Below are 14,495 nucleotides of genomic sequence, written 5' to 3'. Positions count from 1 at the left end.
GGGTCAGCTGCTCGCAGGTACCGCGGTGATTTCCAGGCCGATGTGCACCTTGTCTATTCCACCGCGCACCAGCGAGTGCGGGACGAACCACCAGGCGTGCCACCAGTACCGCTTGACGACGGCGTCGTAGACCCGCCGGGTCTCGGACTTGGGCAGGACCCGGGCCACCGCCTCAACGGGATCGCCTTTGGGTTTGCCCAGGGCTCCGCACTTTTGGATGGTGACCCGCGGAGTGTTCTTGATCCGCTTGGTTTTCCAAGACCCGTCGTCGGTGATGACCAAGAGCTTGTCCCCGACGGGCGCACCCCACACCGGGGTCGGTTTGGGCTTGCCGTCCTTGGTGAACGTCGTGAGCAGTAAGTACTTTTCCCGGTACACATCGGAGAATGCCGGTGTCGTCATGACTCGATTGTGGCAGTTTTCAGCGGGTCGTTGGAGCGCACGCCGCGATAGATGCCCCGCCGGACGATCCAGGGAAGCAGCACCCGCTCGATCGACCAGGCCGGAAACCGGAACGCCCACCCCGACGGCGCGAACACCTCCAGGCCCTCGGGCTGTACCCCCAGCACCGAACCCCAACGCCTTGTGGGTGGCCGGTAGTGCCGGAGCGGCCGGCCGGTGAGGGCGGCCCGCACGTTATGGGCCAGTAGGCCGTCCGCCCGGTTGCGGGCCGAGCTGCGCAATGGGTCGGTCGCCGCGACGTCGCCGATCGCGAACACGTCGGGATGTCCCGGCACCCGCAGGTCGGGCAGCACTCGGACAAAGCCGCCGTCGTCGAGCACCTCGGCCGGTAACCAGTCGGTATTGGGTCGCACCTTTCCGATCGCCCACAGCACCGCGTCAGCCGATGCCGGGTCCTGGCCGGTGCTGAAGCGAACCGGCTCATCGGTGATGCGGTCGCACCCGAACCCTGCGGGCACCAGCGCACGGTGTTCGGCATGGAGCCCCACACCGGCGTCGGCTAACCGGCGCCCGACGGTGCTCCAGACCCGCGGGTGGTGCTCACGCAGCGGGCGCTGCCCCGGGAAATACAGGTCGACCCGTTTGTCCGGCCAGGCGCGGGCGATGTTGGCGGCGCTGCTCACCGCCGCGGCCCCGCCGCCCACGACGATGACCGATCCGGCGGCGGCCAGCCGGTCGTGAGCGGCGGACAGCTCCGCGGCGACGTCACCGGCGGACTGCGTCGTGGGCCGGCGCCAGAAGCCATTGCTGACCCCGGTCGCAATGATCAGGGCGTCGTAGGGCTCATCGCGGGTCACGCCGTCGGCACACGAGACGGTCACTGCTCTGGCCTCGAGATCGACGCCGTTCACCGCGCCGTGCACGGTGCGCACCGCGTCCAGCCGCGGGAACCGGTCGAACGGCAACCAGTAGTCGCGCGCCCAATCGCGTGGGCGAGACAGCCGTAGGCCCAGCTCTTGGCCGCTCACCAAAGCGGGTTTCACCGAAATGCCGACCACGTCGGCGTACTTGGCCAGCCGGATCGCGGTCAGAACGCCGCTGTCGCCCAGCCCCGCTATGACCACCCGCGGTCGCGTCACCACAAGGCTCAGCCCTGCGCGGCCTTCTTACGTTCGATATCGGCCAAGGCGGCGGCCAGCTCGGCGCGCTCGGCGGCCGAGGTCTCCCAGGCCAGCTTGCGGTTCTTGACCACCTTGGCCGGAGCCCCCACCGCGATCGAATAGTCCGGGATGACGCCCTTGACCACCGCGTGAGCACCCAGGACGCAGCCGCGGCCGATGCTGGTGTCGCGCAGGATGGTGACCTTGGCCGCGATCCAGGTGTCCGGGCCGATCCGCACCGGGCTCTTGATAATGCCCTGGTCCTTGATCGGCACGTCGATGTTGTCCATCTTGTGGTCGAAGTCGCAGACGTAGCACCAGTCGGCCATCAGCACCGAGTCCCCCAGCTCGATGTCGAGGTAGGTGTTGATGACGTTGTCGCGCCCCAACACCACCTTGTCGCCGAATCGCAGCGAACCTTCGTGCGCCCGGATGGTGTTCTTGTCGCCGATGTGCACCCACCGGCCGATCTCCATGTACGACATCTCCGGGGTGGCCTGGATCTCCACGCCCTTGCCCAGGAACACCATGCCGCGGGTGATGATGTGCGGGTTGGCCAGCTTGAACTTCAGCAGCCGCCAGTAGCGCACCAGATACCACGGCGTGTAGGCCCGATTGGCCAGCACCCAGCGCAGCGAGGCCAGCGTGAGGAACTTGGCCTGGCGCGGGTCCCGCAGCCGCGAACCCCGCCAGCGTTTGTGGATTGGAGCGCCCCACATCGTCGTCATGGCCGGAAAGCCTACGCGAGCGCGTTCTTGCCACGCGCTACCCTCACCTGGACTCGTTCACACACCCGGCCGAGGATTGGGGATTGCCACTGTGTTGCGGCGACGTGGTGTCCTGGCCGGAATCGCCATGGTGGTGGTGGCGGGCTCCCTGAGCGGCTGCGCCAATACCGATTCGTGGGTGCAGGCCGCGCCAGCGCCGGGTTGGCCGGCCCAGTACGCCGATGCCGCCAACAGCAGTCATACCGCCACCGCGGGAGCCAGCGACCTGCAACTGGACTGGATCCGCTCGGTCAAAGGTGAGCTGGGAGCCCAGCCCGCCCTGGGCATCCACGGCTGGATGATGCTCAACGCTCAGACCGAGGCCGGCTGCTCGCTGATGCAGTGGGAGAACGCCGACCGCGGCCGGCAACGCTGGTGCACTCGGCTGCATCAGGGCGGCGGGTTCTTCGGCCCGCTCATCGACGGCTTCGACAACGTCTATGTGGGCCAGCCGGGCGCCATGCTGTCGTTTCCGCCCACCCAGTGGATCCGCTGGCGTGCACCGGTGATCGGTATGCCCTCAACGCCGCGGATCCTCGGCGACGGCCTGCTGCTGGTGGTGACCCACTTGGGTCAGGTGCTGGTTTTCGACGCGCACCGCGGCGCCGTCGTCGGCACCCCGTTGGACCTGGTGGACGGTATCGACCCGACCGACTTCCGGCGCGGCCTGTCCGACTGCGCCGCCGCCCGGCCGGACTGCCCGGTCGCCGCCGCACCTGCCTTCTCCCCGGAGAGCAACATCGCGGTGGTGAGCCTGTGGCAGCCGGGCGCCAAGGAGTCCGGCTTGGTCGGCCTCAAATACCACCCGGGCGGCGTCCCGCTGCTCACCCAGGAGTGGAGCAGCGACGCGGTCGCGGCCGGGGTGCTGGCCAGCCCGGTGCTGTCCGCCGACGGTTCGACGGTCTACGTCAACGGACGCGACCAACGCCTGTGGGCGATCAACGCCGCCGACGGCAAAGCGAAATGGTCCGTGCCGCTGAAGTTCCTGGCCCAAACACCACCGGCGGTCACGCCCGGTGGATTGATCGTCTCCGGCGGTGGTCCCGACACCGAACTGGTCGCGTTCACCGACCGCGGTGACTACGCCGAGCAGGTGTGGCGCCGCGAGGACACCGTGCCGCTGTCCTCGTCGAGTCTGGCCGGCAAGGTGGGCTACACCGTGGTCGCCGGCACCAGTCTCGGCCCGGCGGGTCTGTCGCTGCTGGTGTTCGACCCGGCCGACGGCCACACCATCAACAGCTATCCGCTGCCCGAAGCTCGCGGGTTTCCGGTGGGGGTGTCGGTCGGCAATGACCGGCGGGTGGCGGTCGCCACCAGCGCCGGTCAGGTGTTCAGCTTCGCCCCCGCGTAGCGGAGTCAGATGGCCAGCGGCGGGATCGCCGTGCGCGGCACCTTCACCGAGGTGGCGCCGGAGCTCATCGGCAGCAGCTCGCCCGGCGCGAAGTAGAAGATCACGTCGTCGTTGGTGATGGCGAAGTTCTGATAGTGCGCCGGGTCCATCCCCGAGCCCGACGAGATCAGGATTGCCGGCACTCCGGTCTGGCGCTCAAGGTCGCGCTGCACCACCGGAAAGATCGCTTCCAGCGGCTTGCTGTTGGGCGCGAACAGGGTCTCGAAGGTGATCGGCTTACGGGTCGCCAGATCGTAGTTGAACGACTGGTACCAGGTCGACGGTTGCGGGCCGCCGAGGTCTTGGAAGATCTTCAACACGACGCTCTGGGTGCCCTTGGGGGCCTGACCCGAACGGTGCTGCTCGGACGTGGCATCCATTTCGTAGGGCATGTCCCGCGATCCGGGTGACTTGGCCACGGTCAAGAACCCGTCGCGGTTCTGAACCAGATAGTCGGTCAAGGTCTGCTGGTCGGGGTAGTCGACCGGAAATCGCATGTCCAGGGTGTAGTTGGCGTTGGACGAGTGCACGTGGCATTGCCCGGACTCGAGCGTGCCGCCCAGTTCGGCACAGGGCGAGACCGCGCCCGCCGAGGGGATACCGGTCATACCCAGCCAGCTGCCCACTGCACCGCCCGCCAACAGGGCGGCCACCAGAATGCGCATTGTCGGTTTGTCTCGCTTTGTCTCGCCTTGCCGCAGCAAGCAGGAATGGCCCCGAAGACGACAGCCTACCGGGCGCCTCACCGCGACGGACGGCAGACGAACGCAATAGCCCGCGCCGCCGGCCCCGTCCCCACCCGGGTGATCACGACCGACAGGGCCTGTGACCCGCGCAGCCGCAACCGGCGACGCAGACCGTCGGGATCGGCCTGCACGTCGCGTACGCCCCGCACCAGGATTTCCAGGGCACCGCAGTCGCGGGCCGCCAGCGCCTGACCAAGGCGTTTTTCGTTGTAGGCCAGCGTTTCGAGTACCTCGAATCCGCGCACCCCGTCCGGCAGCTGGTCACCGGACAGGTAGGCGATATCGGGGTCGAGCTGCCACAGCCCGTGCCGGGCGCCGTACTGGCGGACCAGGCCGGCCCGCACCACCGCCCCGTCGGGGTCGATGAGCCAGCGCCCCGCCGGCCGCACGTCGCAGTCGGCCGGTTCGGCGTCGGTGATCTGCTCGTCGCGGTCCAGGATCGTTGCCCGCCGGCGCACCCCGGTTTCGGCCAGGCCGGGCGACCACAGGCAGGCTTCTCGCACCGACGTGCGCCACGAGGTGATTTCGATCTCGCCTTGAAACCCCAGCAGCCCAACCTTGTCGAAATCGATTCCGGGAGCGACCTTTACCACCACGTCACGGTCGCGGTAGACGTCGAGCAACCGGTCCAGGGCGGGCTGGTAGTCGGTCGGGTCGAAACGACGCCGCCCGCCGCCGCGCCGGCCGGGGTCGGCCAGCACCACCGTGTCGCGGCTGACCGGCGCCAGCGCGTCGGCGCGAACAACGGCGGCCCCGCTCACGTTGTGGCGCGCCATCGCCAGCCGCACGGGGTCCAGGTCGCTGCCCAGAACCCGATCCGACACCTCCGACAGCGCCGCCAGCTCGGTACCGACCGAACAGGTCACGTCATGCACGACGGCACCCGGTGCCGCGGCTGCGATCCGGCGGGCCCGATGCCGTGCCACCGGTGCGGCACTGGCCTGCTGCAGCGCCTCGTCGGTGAACAGCCAACCCGACGTCTCGGCCAGCTCGGCCAGCTTGGCCGCGGCACGCCGGCGCAACAGGACGGTCTCGACCAGCGCGGCTGTCCGCTCGCCGAAGCGGCCGCGCAGCGCGGCGATGTCGGCCAGCCGGGTGGCGTCGGTCAGCGCGAAGCCCGCGACCTCGGCCAGGGCGGCAACACCGACCGGCGAGCTCAGATAGCCGACGTCGTCGGTGCGGAACTCTAGGACGGCTTAACCCCGGTGACCATCACGTTGTAGAACCAGCCCTTGGGCACCACGCGGCTCAGCACGTTGGCGTCCACCCAGCTCAAGGCCGTCCAGCTGCGGAAGGCGAACCGCGCCCAGCCCCATCCGAGCTTGCCCGGTGGGACCGTCGACTCGAAGGTCCGCACCGGCCAGCCCAGCATGGCGGCGGTGAACTCTTCGCTGGCGGTGCGCACATCGACCGCGCCGGCGTTGGTCGCCATCCGCTCCAGATCGCTCGGCTCGAAGGTGTGCAGGTCCACGATCCATTCCAGGGCGGCCGCCCGCGAGTTCTCGTCCAGCTCCTCCTGCGGCCGACGCCAGGAGCCCATCCCGGGCAGCTTCATCGCGGCGACCGTGGTCTTCCAGGTCAGGTCGGCCAGCCGGCGTGCGTAGAAGTTGCCGACCGTGGTGGGCTCGCCGGCGAAGACGAACCGGCCGCCGGGCTTGAGCACCCGGACCACCTCGCGCAGCGACAGTTCGACGTCGGGAATGTGGTGCAGCACCGCGTGGCCGACCACCAGGTCGAAGGTGTTGTCCTCATACGGGATGCCCTCGGCGTCGGCGACCCGCCCGTCGACGTCCAGTCCGAGGGCCTGGCCGTTGCGGGTGGCGACCTTGACCATGCCGGGCGAAAGGTCGGTGACCGAGCCGCGCCGCGCCACCCCGGCCTGCATCAGGTTGAGCAGGAAGAACCCCGTGCCGCAGCCGAGTTCCAGCGCCCGGTCATACGGAAGCTTGTCCCGGTCGGCAGCAGGCACGATCACGTCGAAGCGGCCCCGGGCGTAGTCGATGCAGCGCTCGTCGTAGGAGATCGACCACTTCTCGTCGTACTGCTCGGCCTCCCAGTCGTGGTAGAGCACCTGGGCGAGCTTGCTGTCGTGCCGAGCCGCCTCCACCTGTTCGGCGGTGGCGTGCGGGTTCGGCGTCGGGTCCGTACTGGTCATGGTAGGTCAGCCTAGCGGGGACTGCGAGCACGACGAAGTCGGGCGCTGCAGGTCACCGCCATCGGCACAGCGGTGGTCTCTGCAGCGCGAAGCCGGGCGCAGCGAGGGGAAACGCCGCGCCCGGCTTGGCTGCTGCTGCTGTGACTCAGGCCGCCAAGGACGCCAGCGCGTCGCCCAGCACGTCGCCTGCGCCGCTACCCGCGACATCGCCCAGGGCACCGGTGATGGTGTCGAACACCGCCTGCGGGAACTCCACGAGCGCCGAGAAGACGTCGCTGAAGCCGGTCTGCAACGCAGCGAGGATCTCGGAGGGGTCGCCACCCAGGAGGGCTTCCCAGATGTGCCAGCTCGCCATCTGTGGCGCGGTGACCAGGTCACGGAAGTCGACGAACAGCCCGGTGAGCAGGCCCGGGTTCTCCGCCACCTCTGTTCCATTCCAGCTGACCAGCGTCCAGCCGTCGGTCGGGTTGCCTTCGACCACGACCTGGCCGGTGTTGGGGAGCCCGCGGTCACCGGCGAGCGTCTCCAAGAACAGCCCCCAATCGGGGTTCTTGACGTTCATCATCGTCCACGCCATGATCGCCGCGCCGTGCGAAAATGCCACGTCGGTCCCGGTGCTGTCGGGGTCTGCCGTACTGGCGTCGTAGATGGTCTGAATGGCGCCACTGTAGTTGTCCTGGAACGCCATCCCGTTGGGGTTGATGCTCGAACCCAGCATCGGCACCCAGTACGCCCCGGTCATCCACGCGATGGTGGGCAGGAGATAGAGGAGGCCGGGAAGGGTGCCGCTCTGTCCTTCCAGCCACCCGGCATTGATCTCACCGAGCCCGGACAGGATCTGGCTCGGGTCGAGCAGCGGGGTCGGGCCTCCCGGGATCTGGTCGTAGTTGTTGTTGCCCAGCAGCAACTGGACCAGCGGCCACGCCGTCTGCTGGGCCCGCAGGAAGTCCGAGGCGTAGACCCGGGCGATGTCGTTGTCGCCGCCGTTGTACAGCTGCTCGCCGACAGTGATCGCCTGCTGCTCGCCGAGTTCAGTCAGTGGAGCACCCGGCGCCGTCGTCCCGATGTAGTCCGTTACGTTCTCCGTCGATTGCCCGTGCCGGACCAGATCGAGCAGGATGTCCGTTGCGGTCAGCTGGATGTTCGGCAAATGGACGGCGGGCAGCGGCCCGGCTATCGGAGCCACCGGGCCGACAGCAACGAGGCCAGCACCAACGAGGGCGACTCCGGCGGTGATCCACGGGCGAGTGTGGTGCATGACCTTCTCCTTCAGCGAGTCCGTAGCTTCCGTTACGCTCCGACGCGTAGCGCAATACTTCGCTGAAAATATCCCGTTGGTTTTCCTATGTCAATGCTTAATCCACTGGATTCATGCGGCGGTCCCAGCGTCGCCTCTCCTCCGTCGAGCCTCGCTGAACCACTGGATTCATGCGGCGGTCCCAGCGTCGCCTCTCCTCCGTCGAGCCTCGCTGAACCGCCGGGTTCATGCGACGGCGCGCTAGCCGCTCAGCGCGCCGGTGATGGTGTCGATCACGGCCTGCGGGAACGCCGTGATGGCCCCGAGGACCTGGTCGAACCCGGTCTGCAGGGCGGCCGCGATTTCGGCCTGGTCCCCGCCCTGCAGCGCCTCCAGGATGTGCCACGTCGCGATCTGCGGCGCGACGTTCAAGTCCCGCCAGTCGACGAACAGCCCGGTGAGCAGGTCCGGGGTCGCCGAGACCTCGTGGCCGCCCCAGCTGACCAGCGTCCAGCCGTCGGTGGGGTTGCCTTCGATGACGACCTGGCCGGTGTTGTCCAGCGGAGTGTGAGTCTCGAGTAGTTCGGAGAGGACCAGCCCGAAGTCGGGGTTCTTGACGTTCATCAACGTCCAGATCGCGATCGTGCCGGCGTGGGCGAACGCTACGTCGCTCAGCGAGCCCTCCGGGTCGGAGACGGTGTTGTTGTAAATGGCGTCGATCGCGTCGGAGACGCGATCGTTGAAAGCCACCCCGTTGGGGTCGATCGTGGATCCCAGCATCGGCACCCAGTACTGACCCAAGGCCCACAGGAACGTCGGTAGGGCGTAGGCGATCTCGGTGAGGATGTTGAGGTCCTGCCCGTCGAACCATCCCGCATTGATCTCGTTGAGCCCGGCGAGGATCGTCAGCGGTGTGTCCGGAGCGCCTGCGGCGCTCAGCCACCCGCCGGCGGTTTCCTGCGCGCGGAGGAACTCGGAGGCGTAGATCCCGCTGTAGAAGTCGGGGGCGGCAAGGTGCAGCGGGTTGGCGTCGTCGGCAAGGTAGGCGGCCTGCTGCTCCCCGAGTTCGGTGAGCGGAGCGCCCGGCGGAAGGGTGCCCAAGATGCCCTCGGCGTTGTCCACCGACTGGCCGTGGCGCACCAGGTCGAGCGTGATGTCCTGGGCGGCCAGCAGGATGTCGACCGCAACCGCACCGGCCTGCGGCATCACGACCGGACTGGCCGCAATGGCACCCGCACCCAGCAAGGCGACGGCCGCGGTGGTCCAGGGGCGGAGGGCAGCTGACTGCATGGTGTGTTCCTAACGCCGGCATCGAGGCGGCCTTCGCCGCTGACTGGACGTTAGCTGATAAAAATGTGAAAAGAAACCGTCACTCGCCCAAGTCGTTCTGGCGTGGCGCCTAACGACCGTTGTCCGTGGGCCCGATACCAGCCGCGAACAGCTCGCCGTAGCGGCGTTGGTCAGCGGCGGCGCGCTCGGCCGGACGCTCGGTCTCGATGGAGTCGATCGATGCCTTGGCCGCGGCCAGCGCCTGCGCCGGGCTGTCGACGAATCGGCGGGCCCAGCCGACGGCTGCGTCGTAGACGCCGTCGGGGGCCACCATCTCGTCGACCAGACCCAGAGCCAGCGCCTCTTCGGCATCGAAGAACCGGCCGCTGTATGCCAATTCCTTGGCGCGGCTCGCACCGATCGTTCGGGCCAGGCGAGCCAGACCACCGCCGTCGGGGGCCAGGCCGGCCAGAATCTCGGTGGCGCCGAACTTGACGTTGTCGCCGCTGATTCGCCAATCCGCGGCCAGCGCCAGCGCCAGACCACTGCCCAGCGCGTAACCGGTGATCGCTGCCACCGTCGGTTTTCCGATGGCCGCCACCGCTTGGACGGCGTCGTGGCGCACGCGGGCGAACACCTGTGCCTCCGCGGCGATCAGCGTGCGCAGTTCGGGCACATCATCACCGGCGCAAAAGATCTCGTGGCCCCCGTACAACACCACGGCGGCGACGTCGTCGCGCGCCGACACCTCGGCAGCAGCCGCGGCGGTCTCCCGGTAGACCTGTCGGGTCATGGCGTTGGTCGGCGGCCGCGAGACCACCAGGGTGGCCACCCCGGGCTCGTCGGTCGAGGAGTGCACCGATACGAATTCGCTCATCAGACCCAACGCTTCCCGCGCGCTGCGTTGTAACGGTCGGAGTTGAAGAACTCGATCTCCCAGTTGTCGCCGCGGCGAGCCAGGTCCGGCTGCACCACCACGATCTGACGTTCCACCGCCATCACGGCCTCGATGCTGCGGCCGATGAGCGAATCCAGCTGTGTCCAGGTCGGCGGCAGCAAAAAGCTGTTGCCGGCTGCGAAGTCTTCGATCGCGGCTTCGGGCGTAAGCCAGCCGGCGCGGTCGGATTCGGTGTTCTCGCCGTCCGCTCGCTGCCCGACCGGCAACGCACCCACGAAGAAGTAGGTGTCGTAGCGGCGGGTGCGCTCGGCCTCCGGAGTCACCCAGTTCGCCCACGGCCGCAACAGCTCGGCATGCAGCACCAGATTCTCGGTGCGCAGAAAGTCACCGAACGACAGCTCGCCGGCGTTCAGCGCTCGCCGGGAGTCGGCATACACCGACGCATCGGAGACAACCCGGTCCGCATCGTCGGCGGGGCCGGCGAACAGCACCCCGGATTCCTCGAAAGTCTCGCGCGCGGCAGCGCACACCAGTGCCGCGGCCAGGTCGACGTCCACTCCGAAACGTTGCGCCCACCACGTGGGCTCCGGCCCGTGCCAGGCGATTTCGGTGCTGCGGTCACGGTCGTCGACTCCACCGCCGGGAAACACCATCACCCCGGCGGCGAACTCCATCGCGGCGTGGCGACGCATCAGGAACACGTCGAGGCCCTGCCCGCCGGGAGTGTCCGCACGGACCAACATCACCGTCGCGGCAGGTCGCGTCGGCAAGGGTGGTGGCTGGGGTTCGTTCATGCGCGCCTCCGGTGGGCTGCTCGACTCCGGGTCCGGCGCGCGAAGTAGCGCCCGTCGATGACATCCAGTGAGATCGACTGGCCGAACGTGGCCGACAGGTTCTCGGCCGTGAGCACGTCGTCGAGCAGGCCGGCGGCCACCGCGCGCCCCTCGGCCAGCAGCAGGCAGTGGCTGAAGCCGACCGGGATTTCCTCGACATGGTGGGTGACCAGCACGATGGCCGGTGCGTCCGGGTCGGCGGCCAGATCCCCCAGCCGGGCGACCAGCTCCTCACGCCCGCCCAAGTCCAAACCGGCCGCCGGCTCGTCGAGCAGCAGCAACTCCGGGTCGGTCATCAACGCGCGGGCGATCAGCACCCGTTTGCGCTCGCCTTCGCTCAAAGTGCCGTAGGTGCGGTCGGCCAGGTGCTCGGCGCCCAGGCTCTCCAACAAGTCGATCGCCCGCTCATGGTCGACGGTGTCGTAGCGTTCCCGCCACCGTCCCAGCACCGCGTAGCCGGCCGAGATCACCAGGTCGCTGACCGTTTCCCCACCCGGTATCCGCTGCGCGATCGACGAGGAACTCAAGCCCACGCGGGCTCGCAATTCCGTGGTGTCGACCCGGCCCAGCTGTTCGCCCAACACATAGGCGACGCCCGAGGACGGATGTTCGGAGGCGGCGGCGATCCGCAACAACGACGTCTTGCCCGCCCCGTTGGGTCCGATGATCACCCAGCGTTCGTCGAGTTCGACCGACCAGTCCAGCGGCCCCACCAAAGTGCGCCCGTCGCGGCACAGCGAAATGCCCTCGAAGTGGATCAACAGATCCTGATCGGCCCCGGTTGCGGGAGTGGGACGTCCGGTATCGGGCACGGCCCTATCGTGCCGTATCCGGGCCCCGCGGCGACCGACCGGGGTGCCGCTAGCCCGAGAACATTTCCGGGCGATCTTCTCCATACCGCCACGAAGATGCATTGTTGTAATGTTTGCCACGGTTGACGCTCACTAATCCTTAGGTTTTGGTTCAGGGGGCTTCGTGTTCCGTATTCCCGGCGTTCTCGCGGTCGGCCTTGTCGGTGCCGGCCTGCTCGCCTCCCCCGCTCCGGCGGACGCCGCGGTCCCGGCACCACAGCTCACCGGCGCCGATTCACCCTTGGGCAGCGGAACGGCCCTGATCATGGGCGGCAGCGGCATGCCGACACCGGGGCAGACCTACGCGGACATGGTCAACGAGCTCTACCTGGCACCGCTGGGCTTCACCGGCACCACCCAGATCGTGAGCACCCCCGAGGCGCTGTACCCCTTCCTGGGCCCGTTCACCGGGACCTTCGACCAGTCGGCCGCCGAGGGCAGCCAGATCCTGGAGCTGGAGATCCTACGACAGATCGTCGGAGGTCAGGTCAACGCCGAGAACCCCGTAGTGGTGTTCGGCTGGTCGCAGAGCGCGGTGATTTCCTCGTTGCTGATGCAGCGGCTCGCCGATGATGACGTGCCCAGCGACTACGTGCACTTCGTGCTGATCGGTGACGAGAGCCTGCCCAACGGCGGGATGCTGTCCCGCTTCGACCTGCCGGCCGGTGTCCACACGGAAATCCCCAGCCTGGGGCTGACCTTCAGTGGCCCACAGCCGGCAGATCTGTTCCCCACCACCGTCTACACCCACGAATACGACGGCTTTGCCGACTTCCCGCAGTATCCGCTCAACTTCTTGTCCACCCTCAACGCGGCGATGGGCATCATCTTCGAGCACACGACCTACCTGGGGGTCACTCCCGAGGAGATCGCAAACGCGATCGAACTGCCGACCTCCTCCGATGACGTCCTGACCGACTACTACATGATCCCGGCCGGCACCCTGCCCCTGCTCGCGCCGCTGGAAGCGCTGCCGTACGTCGGCCCGCCGATGGCCGACCTGCTGGGGCCGCCCCTGGAAGTGCTGGTGAACCTGGGCTACGGCAACATCGAGCACGGCTGGAGTCCCGGGTTCGCCGACGTACCCACCGGGGTGGGTTTCTTGCCGGATCTCGATGTCCTGCAACGAGTTCCGCAAGCCTTGTTCGACGGTGTACAGAAGGGCATCACGGACGCCTTCAACACCTTGATGGACCCAGCCAACTACGTTTACTCGCTGCCGGACTGGGCCGAAGAGTTACTCAAGACGGGCGAAGCCATCGAAGGCGGCGAAAGCTCGCTGCTGTCCTTCGTGCCCACCACATGGCAGGACCTCTTCGGAACCTTCCCGCCGCACACCGGTTTCCCGCCGTTGGACATGCTCAGCGCAGTGCTGTTCACCCTGCCCCAGTACAACTACGAGATATTCATGTCCGAGCTCGCCGACGGCAATCTGCTCGATGCCATCGGCATCCCACTTGCCGTCGACATCGGGCTACTGCCGTTGATCGTGGTCGGCGCCCTGTTCTAGACCGGCGGAATCTCGACTCGGCGCAGCACGCCGTCGTGGGCGTCGGCGGCCTCGATCTCGGCACGGGTGACGCCGAGCAGAAACAGCACCGTGTCCAGATACGGGTAGCTCAGCGAGGCATCGGCCACCTCGCGCAACGCCGGCTTGGCGTTGAACGCCACACCCAGGCCCGCCGTGGACAGCATGTCAATATCGTTGGCGCCGTCCCCGACAGCCACGGTCTGCTCCAGCGGCACCCCCGCCTGGGAAGCGAACTCCCGCAACGACTCGGCCTTGCCGGCCCGGTCGACCACCGGACCGATCACCCGGCCGGTGAGTTTGCCGTCGACGATCTCAAGCTCGTTGGCCGCCACGAAATCCAGCTGCAGCTCATCCGCCAGCGGCTCGATCACCTGCCGGAAGCCACCGGACACCACTCCGCACTTGAAACCGAGACGGCGAAGCGTGCGCACCGTGGTACGGGCACCGGGAGTCAGCTCGATCTGTGCGGCCACCTCGTCCACGACATGCGCGGGCAGGCCGGCGAGCGTGGACACCCGGTGGTGCAGCGACTCGGCAAAGTCCAGTTCGCCACGCATCGCGGCCTCGGTGATCGCGGCGACCGCGTCCCCCGCGCCGGCACGCTCGGCGAGCATCTCGATGACCTCACCCTGAATCAAGGTGGAGTCGACGTCGAACACGATCAGGCGCTTGGTCCGGCGCGACAGGCTGGCATCCTGGAACGCCACGTCGACCTGCTGCTCCGCGGCGACTTTGCTCAGCGCGGACTGCAACCGGCCGGCGGCGCCGACCGGCACCGAGACCCGCAGTTCCAGACCGGTCACCGGGTAGTCGGAAACGCCGCGGATCATGTCGATGTTGGCATCGATCTCCGCGATCTCGTGAGCCAGTGCCCCCAGCGCCGTGGCGGCCACCGGCCGTCCCAGGACCACGATCCGGTGCGTGGAGGGCGCGGCGATGATCGGCGCGTCGTCGCTGCGCTCGATCGTGACGTCCAAACCGACGCCGTGAATCGCCGTGGTGACCTCGTCGGCGAACGCGGTCCCGTCGGCGACCTCCGGCGCTACGGACACCAGGACGCCCAGCGTGAGCCGCCCACGAACCACGACCTGTTCGACGTTGAGCAACTCCACCTGGTGACGGGACAGCACTTCGAAGAGGGCCGATGTCACGCCAGGCTGATCGACACCGGTGACGGTGACCAACACCGGCACCTTGGGCGTGCTCACCCGCAGCGGGCGCCCGGCTCGACCGGGCGCCGCCTCTCCCCCGCCGGG

General features: G+C 68.1%; 14 protein-coding genes. 2 read left to right on the top strand and 12 right to left on the bottom strand.

The window, feature by feature from the left end; genetic code table 11:
- Positions 1–3 precede the first annotated feature (3 nt).
- Genes ABW16_RS10195 through ABW16_RS10185 form a run of 3 tightly spaced genes read right to left on the bottom strand, consistent with a single transcriptional unit; the run spans position 4 to position 2,290 of the window.
- A complete protein-coding gene (locus ABW16_RS10195) occupies positions 4–402 on the bottom strand; it encodes a PPOX class F420-dependent oxidoreductase (RefSeq protein WP_047319035.1) in 399 nt (132 codons plus the stop codon).
- Positions 399–1,541, bottom strand: a complete 1,143-nt coding sequence (locus tag ABW16_RS10190) for an FAD-dependent oxidoreductase (RefSeq protein WP_047319091.1) — start codon at positions 1,539–1,541, stop codon at positions 399–401. The genes ABW16_RS10195 and ABW16_RS10190 overlap by 4 nt, the downstream gene beginning before the upstream one ends.
- 8 nt (positions 1,542–1,549) lie before the next feature.
- Positions 1,550–2,290, bottom strand: a complete 741-nt coding sequence (locus ABW16_RS10185) for an acyltransferase (protein WP_047319034.1) — start codon at positions 2,288–2,290, stop codon at positions 1,550–1,552.
- A 127-nt stretch (positions 2,291–2,417) separates the two neighbouring features.
- On the opposite strand from ABW16_RS10185, the gene ABW16_RS10180 reads away from it, so the two are divergent.
- Positions 2,418–3,680, top strand: a complete 1,263-nt coding sequence (locus ABW16_RS10180) for a PQQ-binding-like beta-propeller repeat protein (RefSeq protein WP_082134046.1) — start codon at positions 2,418–2,420, stop codon at positions 3,678–3,680.
- A gap of 5 nt (positions 3,681–3,685) precedes the next feature.
- Here ABW16_RS10180 and ABW16_RS10175 read toward each other — a convergent pair whose 3' ends face one another.
- The 8 genes from ABW16_RS10175 to ABW16_RS10140 form a co-directional block, all read right to left on the bottom strand.
- The gene (locus ABW16_RS10175; RefSeq protein ID WP_047319032.1) at positions 3,686–4,384 is read right to left on the bottom strand and encodes an esterase; all 699 of its coding nucleotides are present in this window, start codon (positions 4,382–4,384) and stop codon (positions 3,686–3,688) included.
- Between the two features lie 77 nt (positions 4,385–4,461).
- The gene (locus ABW16_RS10170) at positions 4,462–5,625 is read right to left on the bottom strand and encodes a THUMP-like domain-containing protein (RefSeq protein WP_082134037.1); all 1,164 of its coding nucleotides are present in this window, start codon (positions 5,623–5,625) and stop codon (positions 4,462–4,464) included.
- A gap of 26 nt (positions 5,626–5,651) precedes the next feature.
- Positions 5,652–6,620: a class I SAM-dependent methyltransferase gene (locus tag ABW16_RS10165; protein WP_047319030.1), complete on the bottom strand. Its 969-nt coding sequence runs from the start codon at positions 6,618–6,620 to the stop codon at positions 5,652–5,654.
- 145 nt (positions 6,621–6,765) lie between these two features.
- Positions 6,766–7,878, bottom strand: a complete 1,113-nt coding sequence (locus ABW16_RS10160; RefSeq protein WP_047319029.1) for a histidine phosphatase family protein — start codon at positions 7,876–7,878, stop codon at positions 6,766–6,768.
- 240 nt (positions 7,879–8,118) lie between these two features.
- Complete coding sequence (locus ABW16_RS10155; RefSeq protein ID WP_047319028.1) at positions 8,119–9,147, bottom strand: histidine phosphatase family protein; 1,029 nt, start codon at positions 9,145–9,147, stop codon at positions 8,119–8,121.
- Positions 9,148–9,256: 109 nt separating this feature from the next.
- Positions 9,257–10,003: an enoyl-CoA hydratase gene (locus ABW16_RS10150; RefSeq protein ID WP_047319027.1), complete on the bottom strand. Its 747-nt coding sequence runs from the start codon at positions 10,001–10,003 to the stop codon at positions 9,257–9,259.
- Complete coding sequence (locus ABW16_RS10145; RefSeq protein WP_047319026.1) at positions 10,003–10,818, bottom strand: NUDIX hydrolase; 816 nt, start codon at positions 10,816–10,818, stop codon at positions 10,003–10,005. Before ABW16_RS10145 ends, ABW16_RS10150 begins: the two co-directional genes overlap by 1 nt.
- Positions 10,815–11,687, bottom strand: coding sequence for an ABC transporter ATP-binding protein (locus ABW16_RS10140; RefSeq protein WP_412178195.1), 873 nt, complete (start codon positions 11,685–11,687; stop codon positions 10,815–10,817). The genes ABW16_RS10145 and ABW16_RS10140 overlap by 4 nt, the downstream gene beginning before the upstream one ends.
- Positions 11,688–11,832: 145 nt before the next feature.
- On the opposite strand from ABW16_RS10140, the gene ABW16_RS10135 reads away from it, so the two are divergent.
- Positions 11,833–13,218 carry a PE-PPE domain-containing protein gene (locus ABW16_RS10135; protein WP_047319024.1) on the top strand — a complete coding sequence of 462 codons (1,386 nt, stop codon included), beginning with the start codon at positions 11,833–11,835 and terminating at the stop codon, positions 13,216–13,218.
- Here the strand turns inward: ABW16_RS10135 and serB are convergent.
- A complete protein-coding gene (gene serB, locus ABW16_RS10130; RefSeq protein ID WP_200900638.1) occupies positions 13,215–14,447 on the bottom strand; it encodes a phosphoserine phosphatase SerB in 1,233 nt (410 codons plus the stop codon). The two genes, ABW16_RS10135 and serB, sit on opposite strands and share 4 nt — an antisense overlap.
- Positions 14,448–14,495 lie beyond the last annotated feature (48 nt).

Origin of the sequence: Mycolicibacter heraklionensis, from assembly GCF_001021505.1 — a bacterium.
In the GTDB taxonomy this organism is placed as follows: Bacteria; Actinomycetota; Actinomycetes; order Mycobacteriales; family Mycobacteriaceae; genus Mycobacterium; species Mycobacterium heraklionense.
This window is presented reverse-complemented; position numbering and strand designations above follow the sequence as displayed.

What these genes read in the sequence shown, in the direction of transcription:
- ABW16_RS10195 (WP_047319035.1), bottom strand. Translation starts at nt 402, where the DNA reads ATGACGACACCGGCATTCTCCGATGTGTACCGGGAAAAGTACTTACTG.
- ABW16_RS10185 (WP_047319034.1), bottom strand. Translation starts at nt 2,290, where the DNA reads ATGACGACGATGTGGGGCGCTCCAATCCACAAACGCTGGCGGGGTTCG.
- ABW16_RS10180 (WP_082134046.1), top strand. Translation starts at nt 2,418, where the DNA reads ATGGTGGTGGTGGCGGGCTCCCTGAGCGGCTGCGCCAATACCGATTCG.
- ABW16_RS10175 (WP_047319032.1), bottom strand. Translation starts at nt 4,384, where the DNA reads ATGCGCATTCTGGTGGCCGCCCTGTTGGCGGGCGGTGCAGTGGGCAGC.
- ABW16_RS10165 (WP_047319030.1), bottom strand. Translation starts at nt 6,620, where the DNA reads ATGACCAGTACGGACCCGACGCCGAACCCGCACGCCACCGCCGAACAG.
- ABW16_RS10160 (WP_047319029.1), bottom strand. Translation starts at nt 7,878, where the DNA reads ATGCACCACACTCGCCCGTGGATCACCGCCGGAGTCGCCCTCGTTGGT.
- ABW16_RS10155 (WP_047319028.1), bottom strand. Translation starts at nt 9,147, where the DNA reads ATGCAGTCAGCTGCCCTCCGCCCCTGGACCACCGCGGCCGTCGCCTTG.
- ABW16_RS10150 (WP_047319027.1), bottom strand. Translation starts at nt 10,003, where the DNA reads ATGAGCGAATTCGTATCGGTGCACTCCTCGACCGACGAGCCCGGGGTG.
- ABW16_RS10145 (WP_047319026.1), bottom strand. Translation starts at nt 10,818, where the DNA reads ATGAACGAACCCCAGCCACCACCCTTGCCGACGCGACCTGCCGCGACG.